Here is a 17,271-nt window from a genome sequence, read left to right as displayed (position 1 = left end):
CCCTCAGTTCGCATGCATTGCCTGCGAAATGGTGCCCGAGCATGGGAGTGACAGGCCAATCAACAATTGTTGAAGGGCTGACGCCTGCGATTCCTGGCCCGGCAACGCGTTGAAAACACGCGGCTACGCGAGTTGGCAAAGGCCTGAAGAGCGTTTCCGATTTTGCAGCTTATGAGCTAGAGAGAAGATGGGCTTGCGCCGCCACCGTCTTCCTCGCCAAGGAATTGTGCATGTTCCTACCTAATCGAAGATCACGGCTTCTTCGCCGAGCGAGCGTTTTTCGCGCATCTTTCGATACCTGGCGGCCAAGGTTGATCTTCTGGCTCGGCGCCTTGGCGATCGGCGTGATGAGCGTCGCCTTTGCCAAGCTCGCCGACATTACCCAGCTTCTCTTTACCCGCATGACGGGAGCTGGCGAATGGACCTACCTCTTGCCGCTCGTTATCACTCCGCTGGGCTTCGTGCTTTCGACCTATCTGGCGGTTACGCACTTTCCTAATGCGCAGGGAAGCGGCATTCCGCAGGCGATGGCCGCCCGGCATCTACAGAGCGACAAGGAGCGCCTGAGCCTGCTCTCGCTGAAACTCGCATTCGGCAAGATCCTGCTGACGCTGATCGGCCTGCTCTCAGGCGCTTCGATCGGTAGAGAAGGACCAACGGTGCAGGTTGGCGCCGCCTTCATGCTGGCCGTTGCCCGCTTCGGCGGCATGGCGCAGGCCCGCGGCCTCATTCTAGCCGGCTCGGCCGCCGGCATTGCGGCTGCGTTCAACACTCCCCTTGCAGGCGTTGTCTTTGCGATAGAGGAAATGAGCCGGAGCTATGAATCGCGAGCAAATGGGCTCGTACTGACCACCGTCATCCTTTCGGGCCTTGCCGCGCTCGCGATCGCCGGCGACTACAACTACTTCGGCGTGGCATCCGCTGCGCCGACGCGGCTTGCCGACTGGGGGCTCATGCTGATCTGTGGGATCGGCGGCGGCGCGCTCGGCGCCGCCTTCAGCGGCTTTTCGCTCTATTTCATGCGGCGGATTCGCCGCTGGGCCCAGCCGCATCCCCTGGGGCGTATGGTCGTGGTTGCGGGCGGCTGCGGCCTCGCCGTCGCCATCATCGGCGTGCTTTCGGGCGGCGATACCTTCGGCACCGGCTACGAGGTTGCGAAGGCTGCGGTCGAGGGCAGCGCCCCTTCCGTCTTCTTCTTCATCCCGAAGCTGCTCGCGAGCTTCCTGTCGATGATTTCGAGCATCCCGGGCGGCATTTTCGCGCCGGCACTTTCGGTGGGCGCCGGCTTCGGCAGCGCGGTCGGCACATTCATGGGAAGCAGCATCGCGCTTGCGGCGATCCTGGGAATGGCCGGTTATTTCTCGGGCGTCGTACAGGCGCCTATGACGGCTTTCGTCATCATCCTGGAAATGACCGGTGACCACCAAGCCGTGCTGCCCATCATGGCGGTCTCGATGATCGGTTTCGTCACCTCGCGCCTGCTGGTGCGCGAACCGCTCTATCACAGTCTGTCGAGAGATTTCATCGCCTCGGCGATCCGCGCGCGGCGTCACGAGGCAAGAAAGAAAGCGCCGGCAGAAAATGCCGGCTGACCATCAGGCCAGGAGCCGGGCAACCTCGGCCCCTTGGGGCGCGACAACCGCGTCCGCGATCGTGGTGGAGAACAGCACCTTGCGGGTGGCATCGGCGACCTTCGCAAAAACGTGGCGGATCTCGCAGTTCTGCTCGCCGTCGCAATCCTCGCACTTGCGGTAAGCCGTGATTGAAAGGCATGGAAGCGGCGCGATCGGTCCGTCGATAATGCGCAGGATTTCACCAAAGGTGATCTCGTCCGCGGGCTTCAGCAGGAGGTAGCCACCCTGCTTGCCGCGGCGGCTCGCAACAATCCCTTGGTGCTTGAGGTCAAGCAGGATCTGCTCCAGGAACTTCTTGGGGATGTTTTGCTGCACGGCAATGTCGGAGATCATCACTGGCTCGCCGGGATCGGCCTGTGCCAAAGCCGCCAGCGCACGCAACGCATATTTTGCCTTCTGGGTGATCATTTCGAACCGTCTACACACACATGCGACGCGCGCCCGCGCATCGGCTTAAAGGCAACCTGTATCTCTTTTGCACATTCCACATGAACATAATTTGAACGCTGTGGAAGGGATTGGAAATACAGGCAATTAAGCTCTGCTTTTCACAGTCTCATTTCTGAATTCACTTTAGAGCAAAATTCCCCAAGACGCATCTTTTACGGCATCAAATCAGATTTCCGTTTGACAAGCGGCGTGTAACACTACTATTTCTATAGACATTGAAGCACGTACATAGCGGCGGCGCCAGCTTTTGGCCCGGGTCCGCAGATGTTTGCTTATAGTTTCCGCCCCAAGGCGGCTGCTTTTTTACGTCCGGGAGCGTTCAGAGAGATATTTGCTCTCCTCCGCGGCGTTTCGAAACGTCTTTTTCTGTCCGTTGGCCTTTCAAGCTGCAATACTCCGGCCAACTTCAGGACAGGATCCCCATGACTGCCAATAATCGAACAGAAGACGCAGTGCTGCTGAACGAGCAGCTTGCAGCGCTCGATCTCGCCGGGCGGCTGTCGCTCGTGGCCGGGCTCGGCGGACGCGCGGTCTTCACTACCTCGCTCGGCATCGAAGACCAGCTGATCACGGCCGAGATCGGTACCCACAGACTGCCGATCGATGTCGCGACGCTCCAGACCGGTCGGCTCTTCCCCGAGACGCTGGCACTGATCGACGAGACCGAAAGCCAGTACGACATCCATATCGCCCGCTACGAGCCAGCGAAGGCCGACATCGACGCCTATGCAGCGAAGTACGGTCTCAACGGTTTCTACGAGAGCGTCGAAGCAAGACATGCCTGTTGTGGCGTGCGCAAGCTGAAGCCGCTTGCGCGGGCGCTGGAAGGCGCCACCGTGTGGATCACGGGCCTTCGCCGCGGCCAGTCTGCCAACCGTCTGGAGACGCCCTTTGCCGAGTACGATGCAGAGCGGCACCTCCTGAAGGTCAATCCTCTGGCGGACTGGGACATCGAGGCGATCAAGGCCTATGTCGCGGAAAACAGCGTGCCGGTGAACCCGCTGCATGCGCGCGGCTATCCATCCATCGGCTGCGAGCCCTGCACCCGGGCCATCAAGCCGGGCGAGCCCGAGCGTGCCGGCCGCTGGTGGTGGGAAAACGACGAAAAGCGCGAATGTGGCCTCCACGTCGCCGAAGAAGCCGCGGCGGTCGCCGCACAATAATCATCCGCCGGATTGCGGGCCAAGGCAGCAAGGGCGCGGTCCACCGCCGCCAGCCTTCCGAAAATCCAGGCACTGAGTTCATCGCGGATTTCATGATCCGCAGACGAGACGTTCGGAGTAAGAAATGGCCGAAAGCCGCACCGATACGGAATTGCACAATCCCCAGAGTGCAAAGCCGCCGCTGGACCCGCATCTGAAAGCGCTGGAAAACGAGGCGATCCACATCTTCCGCGAGGTCGCGGCAGAATTCGAGCGTCCGGTGATGCTCTATTCGATCGGCAAGGACAGTTCCGTACTGCTTCATCTGGCGCGCAAGGCCTTCTATCCCGGCCGCGTCCCCTTCCCGCTGTTGCATGTGAACACCGGCTGGAAATTCCGGGAGATGATCGCGTTTCGCGATGAGACGGCGAAGAAGTACGATCTCGACCTGATCGAGCACATCAACCCGCGTGGAGCTGCCGAGGGTGTCACGCCCTTTACCCATGGCTCGGCCGCCTTCACCGACATCATGAAGACGCAGAGCCTGCGGCAGGCACTCGATGCAGGACAGTTCGACGCCGCCTTCGGAGGCGCACGGCGCGACGAGGAAGCGAGCCGCGCCAAGGAGCGCATCTATTCCTTCCGCACGCCGGATCACCGCTGGGATCCGCGCAACCAGCGGCCGGAGCTGTGGGATATCTACAACGGCATGATCCGCAAGGGCGAAAGCGTGCGCGCCTTCCCCCTGTCCAACTGGACGGAAGTCGATATCTGGCGCTACATCCAGGCCGAAGACATTCCGCTGGTGCCTCTATATTTCGCCAAGAAGCGGCCGTTCATCGAGCGTGACGGCATGATGATCCTTGCCGAAGATCCGCGGCTCGAGCTTTTGCCGGGCGAGGTTCGGCAGGAAGGCATGATCCGGTTCCGCACGCTTGGCGACTTCCCGCTGACGGGCGCGATCCGCTCCAACGCAACGAGCCTCGAAGACATTATTGCGGAGCTGGAAATCGCGACGGTTTCCGAGCGCCAGGGCCGCGCCATCGACCGCGACCAGTCGGGCTCCATGGAAAAGAAAAAGCGTGAAGGATATTTCTGAGATGACGGCAGCGCAGAACACGGCCTCGGCCGCAAACATCATCGCCCTGCCGGCCACCGAGTCCGCCAAGGCCCTTCGCGATTCGCGCCCGCTGCGTCTTCTTACCTGCGGCAGCGTCGACGACGGCAAGTCCACGCTGATCGGCCGGCTGCTGTGGGACACCAAGGCGGTAAAGGAAGATCAGGCAGCGACACTCCAGCGCGATTCGACCGGCAAGCAGAACGATCTCGGTCTACCCGACTTCGCGCTGTTGCTAGACGGACTGCAGGCCGAGCGTGAACAGGGCATCACGATCGATGTCGCCTATCGCTATTTCTCGACCGACAAGCGCTCGTTCATCGTCGCGGACACTCCCGGCCACGAGCAATACACCCGCAACATGGCGACGGGCGCCTCGACGGCCGACCTCGCCATACTGCTTGTCGATGCCCGCGCTGGCATCCTCGAGCAGACGCGCCGCCACGCGACGATCGCATCGCTCCTCGGCATCAAGCAATTCGTGCTCGCAGTCAACAAGATCGACCTGACGAACTACGACCGCGCCGGCTTCGAGAAGATCAGCCATGACTTCAAGGAATTCGCGCTGTCGCTTGGCGTCAAGCAGATCACCGCGATCCCGATGTCGGCCCTGAAGGGCGAGAATGTCGTTTATTCCGGCAAGGCGACGATGCCCTGGTACAGCGGCCAGACGCTGGTCGAGACGCTGGAGCAGGCAACCGTCCGCTCCGGCCAGGCGACCGGCTTCCGCCTTTCCGTCCAGCGCGTCTCCCGCCCCGGCGAAAGCTTCCGCGGCTACCAGGGAACGGTGGCCGGCGGTTCGGTAAAACCCGGTGACAGCGTGATGATCCTGCCGTCCGGCATGGTCGCCAACGTTTCCAAGATCGTCACCTTCGACCTCGTGCGCAATGCCGCCGTCGCCGGTGACGCGATCACGCTCGTGCTCGACCGTCAGGTGGACGTGTCGCGTGGCGACATGATCGTTTCGATCGACAGCCAGCCGCAGGTCGGGCTTTCCTTCGACGCGCAAATCGTCGCCCTGCAGCCGGAAGGCATCCTTCCGGGCAAGCGCTACTGGCTCAAGAGCGGCAGCCGCCGGCAGCGCGTCCAGGTTCAGCCGTTGAGCCAGCTTGAGTTGAAGAGCGGCGCCTGGAACCACGCCGAACGGCTCTACATGAACGCCATCGGCAAGGTGCGCCTCTCCTTCGACGAGGCCGCGGTCTTCGATCCCTACGACCAGAATCGCGCAACCGGCGCCTTCATCCTGATCGACCCGGAGACGAACAACACGGTCGCCGGCGGCATGGTGACGGGCAAGCGCACGGACATCAGCGGTCTGCGCAGCAGCGACGCGCGCGTTGTCCTGTCGCTGCCGGCCGATCTTGCTGACCAGATCATGGCAAGCGAGCTTTTTGCCAGCCGCCGCCACGAGGCCGAGGTTCGCCGCATGACGGCAGCCGAGGCGGCTGATCTCTGGTCGGACGCCTCCGGCGATATCTGAGCACCCGTCGATAAGGCAAGTGACAGGGCCCTCGTGGCCCTCAAACTGCCGATGAACCGCTTGTGGTTCGACACCTTGATTTCTCGTCATTCCGGCCTTGAGCCGGAATCCAGTCAGCCGCGCCTCTGCGCGGCGAAAGAGTCTTTCGCGATCAAGGACTTGATCACACTGGATATCGGCACGAGGCCGGTATGACGGCGGTGGGTATTTTGCCGCTCTCGAAGCAATCAATCGGATTGACGGTTATGTCAGCGGTCTGAGGGCCTGCGCGGCCATCAAACGGCTGACGAACCGCTTGCGGTTCGACACACGTTGATTCCCGTCATTCCGGCCTTGAGCCGGAATCCAGCCAGCCGCGCGTCTGCGCGGCGAAAGAGTCTTTCGCGATCAAGGACTTAATCGCGCTGGATACCGGCTCAACGCCGGTATGACGGCGGTGGGTATTTTGCCGCTTTCTAAGCAATCAATCGAGTTGACGGTTTTGTCAGCGATCTGAGGGCGGCCCTCGTGGCCTTTTTTCTTTGCGACAATCTGGAGGGGTAGCCTTTGGCGCCGGCCCTGCACCATGTATCGATGCGATTTTTCTTGGTACCCTTTAATTTTAGCGGAGTAAAACAACCAATCTCGTGAGAAATTCACCCGCCAACGCCGGTAACACAGAAGTATTAAATAGCTATATTTCTATTTTCAATTGAGATTTCCGGCCTTTCGCTTTATGCTGCCGAATGAGGGGCGGCTGTCGAGTAGAGATACCGATGACGTGGGAAAGCTTCAGAACCGCAGTCATAAAGCTGATACCGGCTCTGGGCGGGGTAATCTCGCTTGCCTGGCTCTTTATCGCATTGGTTCCGCGCGGCACGCCCGTTGTCGAATGGTGGACAATTGCCAAGCTTGGCGCGGCCGTCATCATCAGCTTCGCTATCGTCGCGATGCTGCGCTATGCGCTCGGGCCATTCATGGAAAAACCTGCTCAGGCACCGATCACGGTCACGAGCAGCGACGCGGTCCGTGACCGCATCGCCCCCATCGTGCTTGCAGTGGGCGGCGCGGCGATCGCGATCCTGGCCTTCGGCCTGATCATAGCCTTCTCCGTGCTGGCCAGCGACCCCAGCAACGATGTACTGAAAGGCAAGGTCGATTCACTGCTGATGGGCGTCTTCACCGCGGTCCTGCCGGTCTTTGCCACGTGGGTGGGGACGGTGATCGCCTTCTACTTCACGAACGAAAGCTTCCGGCAGGCAGCCCAGACCGCTCGCGAGGCGGCGCAGGGGTTCGGCTCCGCCGAGCGAGTGACGGATCGCATGATCCCATATGCCAAGATCGCCAAGATCGAGGAGGAGCGCGCGCAGGCGCGGGCAATAACGATGGATCGCGTCATGAAGCTCTTCAACGACAACACCACGCGCATCATCGTCTTCGACAAGAGCAAGCAGCCGGTCTTCATCCTCAGGCGCAAGAGCCCGCCGATGCCCAAGGAGTGGGTCCCGGAAAGTCCCGCCACGTTCGCGGACAAGACGATCGATGATTATGTGAAGGCGAACGACGGAAAGAACGCCGCCGATGCAACGTCGTTCGGCTTCATCGCGGAAAACGCGACACTGGATGTGGCCCGCGCCGAGATGATCAAATCCGGCAGCGAAGACATCTTCGTGACCGCGAGCGGGCAGAAGACGGAAGAGGTGCTCGGCTGGCTGCCGAAGGACAAGCTCAAATAGCCTCCCCTTCCCCTCGCCGGTCCAACCGGATCAGTCGACGTGGCGCGTCGTGCCTCTCTCGATGATAGTAAAGCCGAGATCGACCTTGCCCTCCGGCAGGCTTTCCTGACGGACGGCCCGGATGAGCATGTCCGCCGCCCGGTAGCCGATCTCGTAGCGCGGCACGTGGACCGTCGTCAGCCCCGGCTCCGTGAAGGCCGCGAAATCGAGATTGTTGAAGCCGCAGATGCCGAATTCGTCCGGCACGCCTATGCCGCGGCGGCGACATTCGAACAGCGCACCGAGCGCCAGATCGTCGTTCTGGCAGAGCACGGCATCGAGATCCGGCGCACGTTTCAGAAGCTCGCCGAAGAGACGGCAGCCGAGCGCCACGTCCGTCGACAGCTCCTCGCTGACGATCAGCGCCGGATCGAGCAGTCCGGCCTCGTGCATCGCCTCGATATATCCGTCTCGCCTACGCTTGGAGCGGACGTCCATGCGTCCGCCGAGAAGACCCACGCGGCGATAGCCCTTCGACAGCAGGAAGCGGGTCGCCACCGCGCTTGCCTCGTGATGGCGCAGTCCGATGGCGAGCCGCGACGGGCTCTGACCAAGGTCGACGATATGAGCGATTGGACAGCGGGCGCCAGCAAGGATCGGAGCCAGATCGTCATAGCGCTCGGCGCCGGCGAGGATCAGGCCCGCTGGCTTCTGTGCCAGGAAAGACTTCAACTGATGGATTTCCTCCACCGGATCATAGAGCGTGTTGGCATATTGGATATGCAGGTCGGTCGGGCGCACGCGCTCCTCGATGCCGCGCATCACCGCCATGAACACCTGCTGGTTCAACGTAGGGACGAGCACGCCGATGATGCCGCTGTCGCGGCTAGCGAGTGCCCTTGCCGCCAGATCAGGCACATAGCCCATCTCTTCGACAAGATCGAGGATCAGCTCCCGCAGATCCTCCGAGACGATCTCGGGGTTGCGCAGCGCCCTCGATACGGTGATCGGGCTGACGCCGGCCCTCTTTGCGACGTCACTGAGCCTTACCCGCCCCCCGCGGTTCCTCTTCTGCCCCCGCGCCAAATGTATCCCCGCCCCAGAAATGCAAATGCTCGAAAGACGGCGCCGCAGACTCTTGCTGCGCTGCCGCTCCCCGCCCCCTTTAACCGGAGACGGCTATTTAGGTATTCCTAACATTCTATTGGCATCGACGCAACCATTGCGCGAATACGCTCGCGCCGAAGCAGGCACCGAACGAAACGCCACCCAATATTGCAGACGTAATTCCCTCAAATCGTTTCCGAAACGGCGTCGTAACCGGCGCCGCCTACCGCAACATACCTCGAAAAGGATAGCGGAAGGAAAGGGAAGAGGCCATGGATTCTGACAGACGGACCACAGGCGCAACGGGTATCGGTCTGGCGACAATCGCCGACACCGGCCAAGTTCTCGACACCTGGTTTCACAGACTGTCCCTGAGCTCCGAGATTTCCTCGTCCGGCACAACCGGTCTGTCGGCCGAAGAAGTTGCAAGGGAGTTCGGCCCCCAAGGCGGACAGGCGGTGCGCCGCGACCTGCGCCGGGACGTCAACATCGTCGCCGTGCGGACCCGAATCAAGCATCTGGACGATGCTGTCCTCGATGTTCATGACGCCTATCTGCGGCTGCATCTCCTCAGCCACCGTCTTATCCGTCCGCGCGAGGCGAGCTTCGAAGGCCTTGTGCCGCTATTGCCCATGGTTGCCTGGACGTCGATCGGTCCCTGCCTGCCCGAGCGGGCAGACGCCGCTCATTGGGCCTCGCGCCGGACAGGCTTCGAATTCAGCGTCAAGGGTACCTTCAAGGTGCCGAAGATGCTCGACTACGTGGTGCCCAGGGGCGTTGCCATTTCCAATGCCGATCGCGTCATGCTTGGCGCCTATCTGGCGCCCGGAACGACGATGGCGCCGGAAGGCTTCTGCTCGATCAATGCCGGCACCCTCGGCCCGACGATGGTGGAAGGACGCATCAGTGCCGGAGTAGTGGTCGGCGAAGGCACCGACATCGGCGGCGGCGCCTCGATCATGGGAACCTATTCCGGCGGCGGCAAGCAGGTCATCACCATCGGCCGCAACTGCCTTCTCGGCGCCAATTCCGGCGTAGGCATCTCACTCGGCGACAATTGCGTGGTCGAGGCCGGTTGCTACATCACGGCCGGCGCAGTCGTAACGCTGAACTCCGGCGACGCTGTAAAGGCTGTCGAGCTTTCCGGTCGGCCCAACTTCCTCTTCCGCCGCAACAGCCGCACGGGCCAACTCGAGGCGCTTGAGGGCAAGGCACGCTGGCCCGGCCTCAACCCGATGCTACACCACAACGAATAGGCCGATTGAGGCCGCCGTTGGCTCAAACTTCAGGCGGATTCGCGCCGTCTTCGGAGCAGACCGCACATGCCATCGCGCCCCTTGCCCGCTGCACCGAAGGGAGCATGCGGCCCATCCGGAGGGGCGTATTCTTTTCGTCACGAAAGCAATACCTTTTTCGATTTTGGTGCTTGTGCAAGCAATAGGGCTGGTCTATAGAGGCGCCGCTGGTCACGGAGTGTAGCGCAGTCTGGTAGCGCACCACGTTCGGGACGTGGGGGTCGAGTGTTCGAATCACTCCACTCCGACCAGTCTAAGTTTTTGTCTTCCCGAGACAAAACAGGTAGCGATCCCCCATCTCCAGAATCTACCGGCGCCGATACGGTGTGGTCTTGCTCAGCCTCCGGACTCGAGGGCTCAATCTTCCCCTGCCCGGGGTCCCGGAATCTGTCACGTACACGCCCGCCTGCCAGGAAATGCAATTTGCCGACCGGCTAGCATTTTGCGCGACCAACCAGCCAAGCCAAAACCCGCCCCTAGCTCAGCGTCAGATTGCGGAGATCACGCGGCGAGATGTCGTAGGTCGCTTTGAATGCGTGGCTGAAGCTGGCGCCGTCGGAGAAGCCGTTTCTGAGTGCGATTTCGGTGATGCTGGCGTTGGGAAGGCGCAAAATTTCGGCTCGGGCGCGCTCCAGGCGCTGCATTCTGATAAAGCGCGCCGGCGTCAGTCCGGCCCGGCCGAAGGCATTGTACAGAGATCGCCTGGAGAGACCCATGTCACGCGCCAGTTGATCCGGACCGTAATTCTCGTCGCCGATATTCTGCGTAACCATCAGGCGCGCCCGAAGCAGCACCGCCGGCAGCGGCCGATCCAGTGAAGGTGCGTCGCGAGCGCCCAGTGAAAGAAGCGCGATATCGACCAGGGATTCGACGGTTGGCGCATCTGCCGCGGAACGGCGCCGATGCCGCAGCAGCGCGTGCATTCCTCCCGCGGCAGCGGCAAGTGGGCCGCTGGCGGCGAGCGGCTTTCCCATGACGCAGTGCACGGTGTCCTGCCATGCGCGCTTCGACATTGGGTCGAAGATCAATACAAGCCCTTCATAATCCTCATTCATTTCGAGACGGTAGTTCCAGGCCATCGCCGCAATCAGCATCTCGCCCGGCCTCAATGCGCAGGATTGGTGTGCATCCTCGTACTGCATGGTGCCTTCGAGTTGCCAGATGAACTTGAAGCACGCGCCAAAACCAGCTTGCGTCGCTTTCGGACCGGACGCCTCGACGATCGTCTGGGGTGTCCGAAGATGCGAGATGGCATGGCCTTCGATCCGTTGAGACAGGATCGAGCGACGGACGCTGTCGTTGCGAAGCACGACCGACACGTTCGGGAAGGCTTGCGCGGCCTGCTCGACCGCTGCCGCGTCCGAGCGACGGCGGGAGGGAATGCCTGCGGGATTGGAGGAGAACATTGGACGCACAATCTACTCTGTTGGCATCAAGCGTTAAACTGAACTTATACCTAGCTAGTTCAAGTATTGCGGCCATCCAAGCGGCACTGCGTTGCGATTGTAACGGGCGATGACGGGGTTTCAGCCCACATCCAGTCGCCAACACGAACGAATACGCCGCCGACCTCGCAAAATGCACTGCGCATCAAAAGCTTGCATCCCGCGACAAGCGCAGTCCACCCGCGTCCCGCTAGATGCTCCGGCGGGTGTGGTGTCAGACCGACCGTCGCGATCCTCCTCCTGACCAGGTTATGGGTGCAAACATGAAAACCGATTTCGACTACATCATCATCGGCGCAGGTTCCGCAGGCTGCGTACTCGCGGCCCGACTGTCGGAAGACCCGGATGTTACCGTGGCTCTGGTTGAAGCCGGAGACCGCGACAGTGCTCCGGAAATCAATATCCCCCTGCTGTTCCCGCAGCTCTTCAAGACACAGTTCGACTGGGATTTCAGCAGCGAGCCGGAGCCTGCATTGGGGCAGCGGCGTATCTATCTGCCGCGCGGGAAGGTGCTCGGAGGCTCATCGTCGACGAATGCGATGGTCTATATTCGAGGCAATCCCAAGGATTTCGACGATTGGGCCAGGCAAGGGGCGACCGGCTGGTCCCACAAGGATCTCCTGCCCTACTTCGTCAAGTCGGAAGCGAATGAATCCAAGCGGGGCGACCTCCACGGACTGGATGGTCCGCTCCATGTCAGCGACAGCCGCTCGATGCACCCCCTGGTTGATCGCTTCCTCCAGGCTGCGTTGGAAACAGGCTATGCCAGAAACGACGATTTCAATGGACCCACCCAGTTCGGCGTAGGGCGCTATCAGGTAACGCAACATGATGGCGAGCGCTGGAGTGCCGCACGCGGCTATCTCTGGCCCGCCATCGATCGTCCCAATCTGCACCTCTTTACGGGAGCGCTAGTTCAAAGGATCGAATTCGACGGCCGGCGCGCACGGCGTGTGGTTGTCCGCCACAACGACGAAGAACTGATGTTGCGAACGCACCGAGAGATCATCCTCTCGGCCGGCACCTACGGCTCGCCGCATATCCTGATGCTTTCCGGCATAGGTCCCGCCGATGCGCTCAATTCCTTCAATATCTCTCCGATCGTCGATTTGCCTGTCGGCGAGGATCTCCAGGATCACCCCTTCGTGCTGCTGAACTACCTCACCGATCAGGAGACGCTGATTGCGGCGGCCAGCCAGGAAAGCCTGCGGCAATTCGAAGAAGAGCGCCGCGGTCCGTTGACCTCCAATGTGGCCGAGGGCGGAGGATTCATTTCCACATCACCCCGCCTAGCCGCGCCTGACATCCAGATCACCATGGGCGCAGTAATGTTCGTCGAGGAGGCACTGACCGCACCTTACGATCATGGCTTTGGCCTGGGTCCCACGCTGATAAAGCCGACCAGCAGGGGCAAGGTCACACTTCGATCGGCGCGTCCGGACGCCAAGCCCCGCATATTCTGCAATCTGCTTGCGACGCCCAAGGACAGGTCTTCCATGATTGCCGGTGTCAGGGCTTGCATGGAAATCGCCGGGCAACCGAGCCTGAAAGCCGTCCGACGCCAGACCCAGAATGCGCCGCTTACGGAAAGCGACGACGATATATGGTCCTTCATCCAGCAGCGCGTCCAGGTCTTCTACCATCCGACCAGCACATGCAGCATTGGCAAGGTTGTCGATTCCCAATTGAATGTTGCCGGCGTTGAAGGCCTGCGCGTGGTCGATGCATCGGTGATGCCCACAATAGTCAGGGGCAACACCAACGCAGCCACCATTGCCATCGCCGAAAGGGCCTCCGATCTCATCGCCGGCCGGCCGCTCAGATGAGCGGCCGCGGCCCCCAGAAAGTGCACGAAAAGCAACACCTTCCGCAAAAACGATTCGAGCGTGCGGATCGCAATTTTCTTTTGCCGGCTTACACGCTAAAGCGCTCGGCGGGACACGCGGGAAGTCGTTGATTTGGGCTTTCGCGGCGGTCGAAAGCGCGACGCTAAGCTCAGGGACGACAGAATGAATATCCGCATGATCACTGCGGCAGGGCTCACCATGCTCCTCGCCGGATGCACGACGATTTCCACGCCGAAGAATCCGATCGAGGCACGATGGGTCGGCCAGTCGGCCGGCGGCTTCTTCGCCGCCTATGGCCCGCCGATCAGCGACCGCGAGGAAGGCAGCAACACGACCTATACCTGGCGCGGCGGCTACAAGAACATGCGCATACCGGCGAAATATGCCCAGAACGCCGATGGCACGCGCGGCAAGCAGATCTCGCCCGCCCGCACGGCCTATCTGCGCTGCCAGGCGGAAGTGACGACCTCCGAAGACTACAAGATCCGCGCCATCCGCACCGTCGCCGACGTGCCGGGCGTCAACGGTCCGTCCTATTGCGCCGAATTGCTCGCTCCGGAACAGCCGGAGTAAGCCTCAAGTATCCCGAGGACTCGCGCCGGACCTCTTCGGCCCCTCCCCGAGCCTCGGCAATCTCTCGGGATTCCGCAGCGGTTCTGATCGCCGCGGAATGCTTTGAGCAATCATATTTTGACGCGGCGCTTCATGCTGCTCCATCCACCTGCCGCCTTATATCGTCGGCCAGTGGATGCAGCGTGTCGGCCGGCACGGCTCCGACGAGACTGTAGCCCATCCCATCGGCCGCCCAGCTCCAGGCATCGAGATCGCCTTGCGAATGCGGCGTCATCGCCTTGTCCTGGTCCACGACCATCGGCCGCGTCAGCATGACGAGGCGTGTGCCGCGATCATTGTCGAACATCAGCATCAGGCCGGCGCCATGCGGGGTGGAAACCACCCGGCCACCCATCAGGCGGTAGCCGGCACCGGAAAGATCGGGGAGGACCGGCTTGCGGCCCATGCTCTCAGCCGCCCAGGCGACGAGTTCGGCGGCGTTATCGGCGCGCAGCTCCACTGGTCGCATCGTGTCGGAAGCATAGGTGCTGTAGCTCTCCGATGCCTCGCGGGCGAGCGCCACGACCCCCTCGCCCCTGGGCTGTGAGAGGCCGTGCAGCATCCAGCCACTGGAGCCGCCAACCACAAGCAGCACGGCTGCGGCGGCAGCCATGCGCCACGAAAAGAATGGCCTTCGTCTTTCCGGAGCACCGACCATATGTGTGAGCGTCAGCCGGCTGGGCACCGGCTCCTCGAAGACGGGGCCGAGGGCTGCGCGCAGATCGAACCGCTGGGATCGATAGCTTGCAACGCGCGCAGCGACATCCGGATGTGCCTCCAGATAGGCGGAAACCTCGGTGTCGCGGGCATCGTCGAGCGCGCCGTCGACAAAGGCCTGGAGATCGTCTTCGGTAATCGGCTTCACGCTCATTTCACTCTCCGCAGATGGCTGCCCGGCCTGCCGGAAGCCTGTTCCGGACCTTCCAATATCACGCGCAGCCGCTCGCGCGCCCGCGACAGCCGCGACATGACCGTGCCGATCGGGATGGCGAGCACTTCGGCAGCCTGCGCATAGGACAGATCCTCGACGGAAACCAGCAGGAGGACGCTGCGCTGCTCTTCCGGCAGCCGGTCGAGCGCATCGAGGATGTCCCTGCGCAGAAGCCCGTCCTCCTGGGTCGGCCGACCTGATAACACCACCTCATCCACCTTCTCGAAGGGAAGATGCTCGCCACGCCTCGCAGTCTGCCGCAGGCGATTGACGGCGAGGTTGTGAAGAATGGCGAAGACCCAGGTGCGCGGATCGTCGTTACGGCGCCGGCCCCAGTGGGCGACCACTCGCTCCAGGCAATCCTGGACGAGATCGTCGGCCGCTACCGCATCCCTCAGAAGGCCGCGGGCATAGCGCCTCAGGGCCGGGATCATCGGTTCGACAAGCTGCAGAAGATCGCTCATGAACTCTTCGCCTTTCGGGGCTCCGCCTGCCACCTTACCGGAGTGACAGGCGGAAGCTGTTTCAATCGACCTGCACCTGCACGACCTCGCCGGGGCCGTTCTCGCCGGCCGCCGCAATGACTATATACCGGCGCTCGGCCTTGGCATTGCTCTGGACGATCTGGCGTATCGGGCCGACGGCATTGACGATGGCCGAGCCTGCCGGATTGGTCATGAACGAAGAGAGAGGCTGCAGTACGCCGCTGCCGTCACGCTTCTCGGAAAGGGCCAGAATATAGGGTTTCTTCGGCTGCAAGCCGGTGACGGATGCCTGCAGCACCTGTGACAGCCCCTGATCGAAGAGCGAAACGCTGGTCGGTATCGTTGCTCCCTTTGACCTGGCAGTCTTGAGCACAAGATGCGCGGCCTGGCCAGCAACGCCGAGCGGCTGCAGGTTCTGCATGCCGTCGCCCTCCGGCACGGCGTTCGGCACGTAGTTCACCGCCTGCGGCGCCTGGCCGATCGGGATGGTGGCGATCAGCTTGTTGCTCAGCGTGTCGATGGCCGCGAGGGCATCTGCGTTCTCGAGCCCGACATAGACGCGCGTGCCGTCGCCCGATGGCCAGACGCCGTGCGGCAGGTTGCCGACGGGAATCGTCGCCACCTGCTCGAAGTTGTCGGTGCGGAAGACCTTCACCTGGTTGAGCCCGCCGACGGTGACATAGGAGAAGGTGCCGTTAGCGTTTTGGACGATGTTGACGTGGTTGGTGATCGGGCCGGTATCGATCGTCCTGATAAGGTCGAACGGCGCCTGCGCATTGAAGACCTGCGTCCTGCCCGTGTCCTTCAGGGTGAACCAGACCTGCTTGCCGTCCGGCGTCGCGGCGATGTTCGGGCAGAAGGGGCTTTCCTGCTTGACGTGGCCGACGATCTGATGATCGGCGACCGAGACGACGACGGTATCGGGATTGAACGAGGAGCAGATGTAGCCGTACTTGCCGTCCGGCGAGAAGATCTGCATCCCCGGGCCTGACGGCACCTTGATCTGCAGCTTCTCTTCATAGGTGTGGGCATCGATGACCGAAATGTAGTCCTCTCCGCGCACCGTCACCCAGACCTCGTTGCCGTCGGGCGTGAAGAAGGCCTCATGCGGAGACCGGCCGACATAGGTCGTGTGCTTGACGGCATTCGTCGCAGTATCGATGAAGGTCACCGAGTTGGAGCCGATCGAGACGACGGCGATCGTCTTGTGGTCCGGCGAGAAGCCCATGCCGTGAACGAGGACCTGGCCCTTGTAGAGCGGACTGAGATTGCCCGGCTGCGGATCACCCAGCTTGATCACGCCAAGCAGCTTGTTGGTGGCCGGATCGGTGACGGAAACGGTGTTCGAGAACTGTTCGGCCGCATAGACGCGGTCCTTGCTGCTCAGGGGAATGTCGGGAGCGGAGGCGGCGGCGGGCGCCTGGCCGGCAAAGCTTGCGACGGGTGCCAGCATCGTGCCGGCAAGCAGGCCAAGGGCAAGAAGGGTAGGCTTCATGACAGGTTCCTTTTCAGTTTCCCATTTTCATGCTGGAGCCCATGCCGGGCATGGCCGACATGCCGGCACCGGAGGGCGTTGAGGCCGGCTGCGTTGGCGCCGGGACGGACGGCGGCAACGGATCGCCGAGCGCCAGCCTCATGGCGGCGATTTCCTGCTGCTGGTCGACGATGATTTCCTGGGCGATGCGCTTTAGCTGCTCGTTGCTGCCATAGCGGAGATAGGCCTGCGCCATGTCGATCGCGCCCTGATGGTGCGGGACCATCATCTCCACGAAATCACGGTCCACATTGCCCGTCGGCTTCACCGCCATGTCGTTCATCATCGTCGTCATCGCCGCGTCATTGTCGGCGAGATAGGGCGCCTCGGCGCTGATCGCCGCCGCATCGTGGACGCGAACGACCGGATCGTGCGCGAGGGCCGGCACGGCAAGAGCGGCGGCCACCGCGGTCGCGGCGATCCATGTCCATCGATTTTGTGCAATCATGATTTGGCTCCTGGGGTTGGAGAGCGGTTTCACCTGCGTAGACAGCCAGG

General features: G+C 62.0%; 16 protein-coding genes and 1 tRNA gene. 10 read left to right on the top strand and 7 right to left on the bottom strand.

The window, feature by feature from the left end:
* Nucleotides 1-230 precede the first annotated feature (230 nt).
* Nucleotides 231-1,592 carry a chloride channel protein gene (locus tag EV286_RS02700; protein ID WP_132955453.1) on the top strand — a complete coding sequence of 454 codons (1,362 nt, stop codon included), beginning with the start codon at nt 231-233 and terminating at the stop codon, nt 1,590-1,592.
* Nucleotides 1,593-1,595: 3 nt separating this feature from the next.
* Here EV286_RS02700 and EV286_RS02695 read toward each other — a convergent pair whose 3' ends face one another.
* Nucleotides 1,596-2,042: an Rrf2 family transcriptional regulator gene (locus EV286_RS02695; RefSeq protein WP_132955452.1), complete on the bottom strand. Its 447-nt coding sequence runs from the start codon at nt 2,040-2,042 to the stop codon at nt 1,596-1,598.
* Nucleotides 2,043-2,506: 464 nt separating this feature from the next.
* Here EV286_RS02695 and EV286_RS02690 point away from each other — a divergent pair, with 464 nt between their 5' ends.
* From EV286_RS02690 to EV286_RS02675, 5 genes are all read left to right on the top strand, one after another.
* A complete protein-coding gene (locus EV286_RS02690) occupies nt 2,507-3,247 on the top strand; it encodes a phosphoadenylyl-sulfate reductase (RefSeq protein ID WP_132955451.1) in 741 nt (246 codons plus the stop codon).
* 124 nt (nt 3,248-3,371) lie between these two features.
* Nucleotides 3,372-4,325 carry a sulfate adenylyltransferase subunit CysD gene (gene cysD, locus EV286_RS02685; RefSeq protein WP_132955450.1) on the top strand — a complete coding sequence of 318 codons (954 nt, stop codon included), beginning with the start codon at nt 3,372-3,374 and terminating at the stop codon, nt 4,323-4,325.
* 1 nt (nt 4,326) lies between these two features.
* Nucleotides 4,327-5,823: a sulfate adenylyltransferase subunit CysN gene (gene cysN / locus EV286_RS02680; RefSeq protein WP_132955449.1), complete on the top strand. Its 1,497-nt coding sequence runs from the start codon at nt 4,327-4,329 to the stop codon at nt 5,821-5,823.
* Nucleotides 5,824-5,856: 33 nt separating this feature from the next.
* Nucleotides 5,857-6,018, top strand: coding sequence for a hypothetical protein (locus tag EV286_RS31850; protein WP_165932766.1), 162 nt, complete (start codon nt 5,857-5,859; stop codon nt 6,016-6,018).
* 560 nt (nt 6,019-6,578) lie between these two features.
* Entirely contained in the window at nt 6,579-7,538 is a 960-nt protein-coding gene (locus EV286_RS02675) for a hypothetical protein (protein ID WP_132955448.1), read from the top strand.
* Nucleotides 7,539-7,568: 30 nt separating this feature from the next.
* On the opposite strand, the gene EV286_RS02670 is transcribed toward EV286_RS02675, so the two are convergent.
* Complete coding sequence (locus EV286_RS02670) at nt 7,569-8,603, bottom strand: LacI family DNA-binding transcriptional regulator (RefSeq protein ID WP_132955447.1); 1,035 nt, start codon at nt 8,601-8,603, stop codon at nt 7,569-7,571.
* A 293-nt stretch (nt 8,604-8,896) separates the two neighbouring features.
* Between EV286_RS02670 and EV286_RS02665 the strand changes: the two genes are divergently transcribed.
* Nucleotides 8,897-9,880: a DapH/DapD/GlmU-related protein gene (locus EV286_RS02665; RefSeq protein WP_132955446.1), complete on the top strand. Its 984-nt coding sequence runs from the start codon at nt 8,897-8,899 to the stop codon at nt 9,878-9,880.
* 213 nt (nt 9,881-10,093) lie between these two features.
* Nucleotides 10,094-10,170 (top strand) — tRNA-Pro (locus EV286_RS02660).
* Between the two features lie 225 nt (nt 10,171-10,395).
* On the opposite strand, the gene EV286_RS02655 is transcribed toward EV286_RS02660, so the two are convergent.
* A complete protein-coding gene (locus tag EV286_RS02655; protein ID WP_132955445.1) occupies nt 10,396-11,325 on the bottom strand; it encodes a helix-turn-helix domain-containing protein in 930 nt (309 codons plus the stop codon).
* Nucleotides 11,326-11,627: 302 nt separating this feature from the next.
* Between EV286_RS02655 and EV286_RS02650 the strand changes: the two genes are divergently transcribed.
* Both EV286_RS02650 and EV286_RS02645 read left to right on the top strand, forming a co-directional pair.
* Nucleotides 11,628-13,190 (top strand): GMC family oxidoreductase N-terminal domain-containing protein, encoded by a 1,563-nt coding sequence (locus EV286_RS02650; protein ID WP_132955444.1) that lies wholly within the window; start codon nt 11,628-11,630, stop codon nt 13,188-13,190.
* 183 nt (nt 13,191-13,373) lie between these two features.
* Complete coding sequence (locus EV286_RS02645; protein ID WP_132955443.1) at nt 13,374-13,784, top strand: hypothetical protein; 411 nt, start codon at nt 13,374-13,376, stop codon at nt 13,782-13,784.
* A 130-nt stretch (nt 13,785-13,914) separates the two neighbouring features.
* Here the strand turns inward: EV286_RS02645 and EV286_RS02640 are convergent, their stop codons facing one another.
* The 4 genes from EV286_RS02640 to EV286_RS02625 all read right to left on the bottom strand — a co-directional run bounded on the left by EV286_RS02640 (nt 13,915) and on the right by EV286_RS02625 (nt 17,221).
* Complete coding sequence (locus EV286_RS02640) at nt 13,915-14,694, bottom strand: anti-sigma factor (RefSeq protein ID WP_132955442.1); 780 nt, start codon at nt 14,692-14,694, stop codon at nt 13,915-13,917.
* On the bottom strand, nt 14,691-15,218 hold the full coding sequence (locus EV286_RS02635; protein ID WP_132955441.1) for a sigma-70 family RNA polymerase sigma factor: 528 nt from the start codon (nt 15,216-15,218) through the stop codon (nt 14,691-14,693). The genes EV286_RS02640 and EV286_RS02635 overlap by 4 nt, the downstream gene beginning before the upstream one ends.
* 61 nt (nt 15,219-15,279) lie before the next feature.
* Nucleotides 15,280-16,734, bottom strand: a complete 1,455-nt coding sequence (locus EV286_RS02630) for a YncE family protein (protein ID WP_132955440.1) — start codon at nt 16,732-16,734, stop codon at nt 15,280-15,282.
* A 13-nt stretch (nt 16,735-16,747) separates the two neighbouring features.
* On the bottom strand, nt 16,748-17,221 hold the full coding sequence (locus EV286_RS02625) for a DUF305 domain-containing protein (RefSeq protein ID WP_132955439.1): 474 nt from the start codon (nt 17,219-17,221) through the stop codon (nt 16,748-16,750).
* Nucleotides 17,222-17,271 lie beyond the last annotated feature (50 nt).

Origin of the sequence: Rhizobium sp. BK251 (assembly GCF_004345245.1) — a bacterium.
GTDB lineage: Bacteria > Pseudomonadota > Alphaproteobacteria > Rhizobiales > Rhizobiaceae > Rhizobium.
Note: the sequence above shows the minus strand (reverse complement) of the source record. Positions and strands in the feature narration are given on the sequence as shown.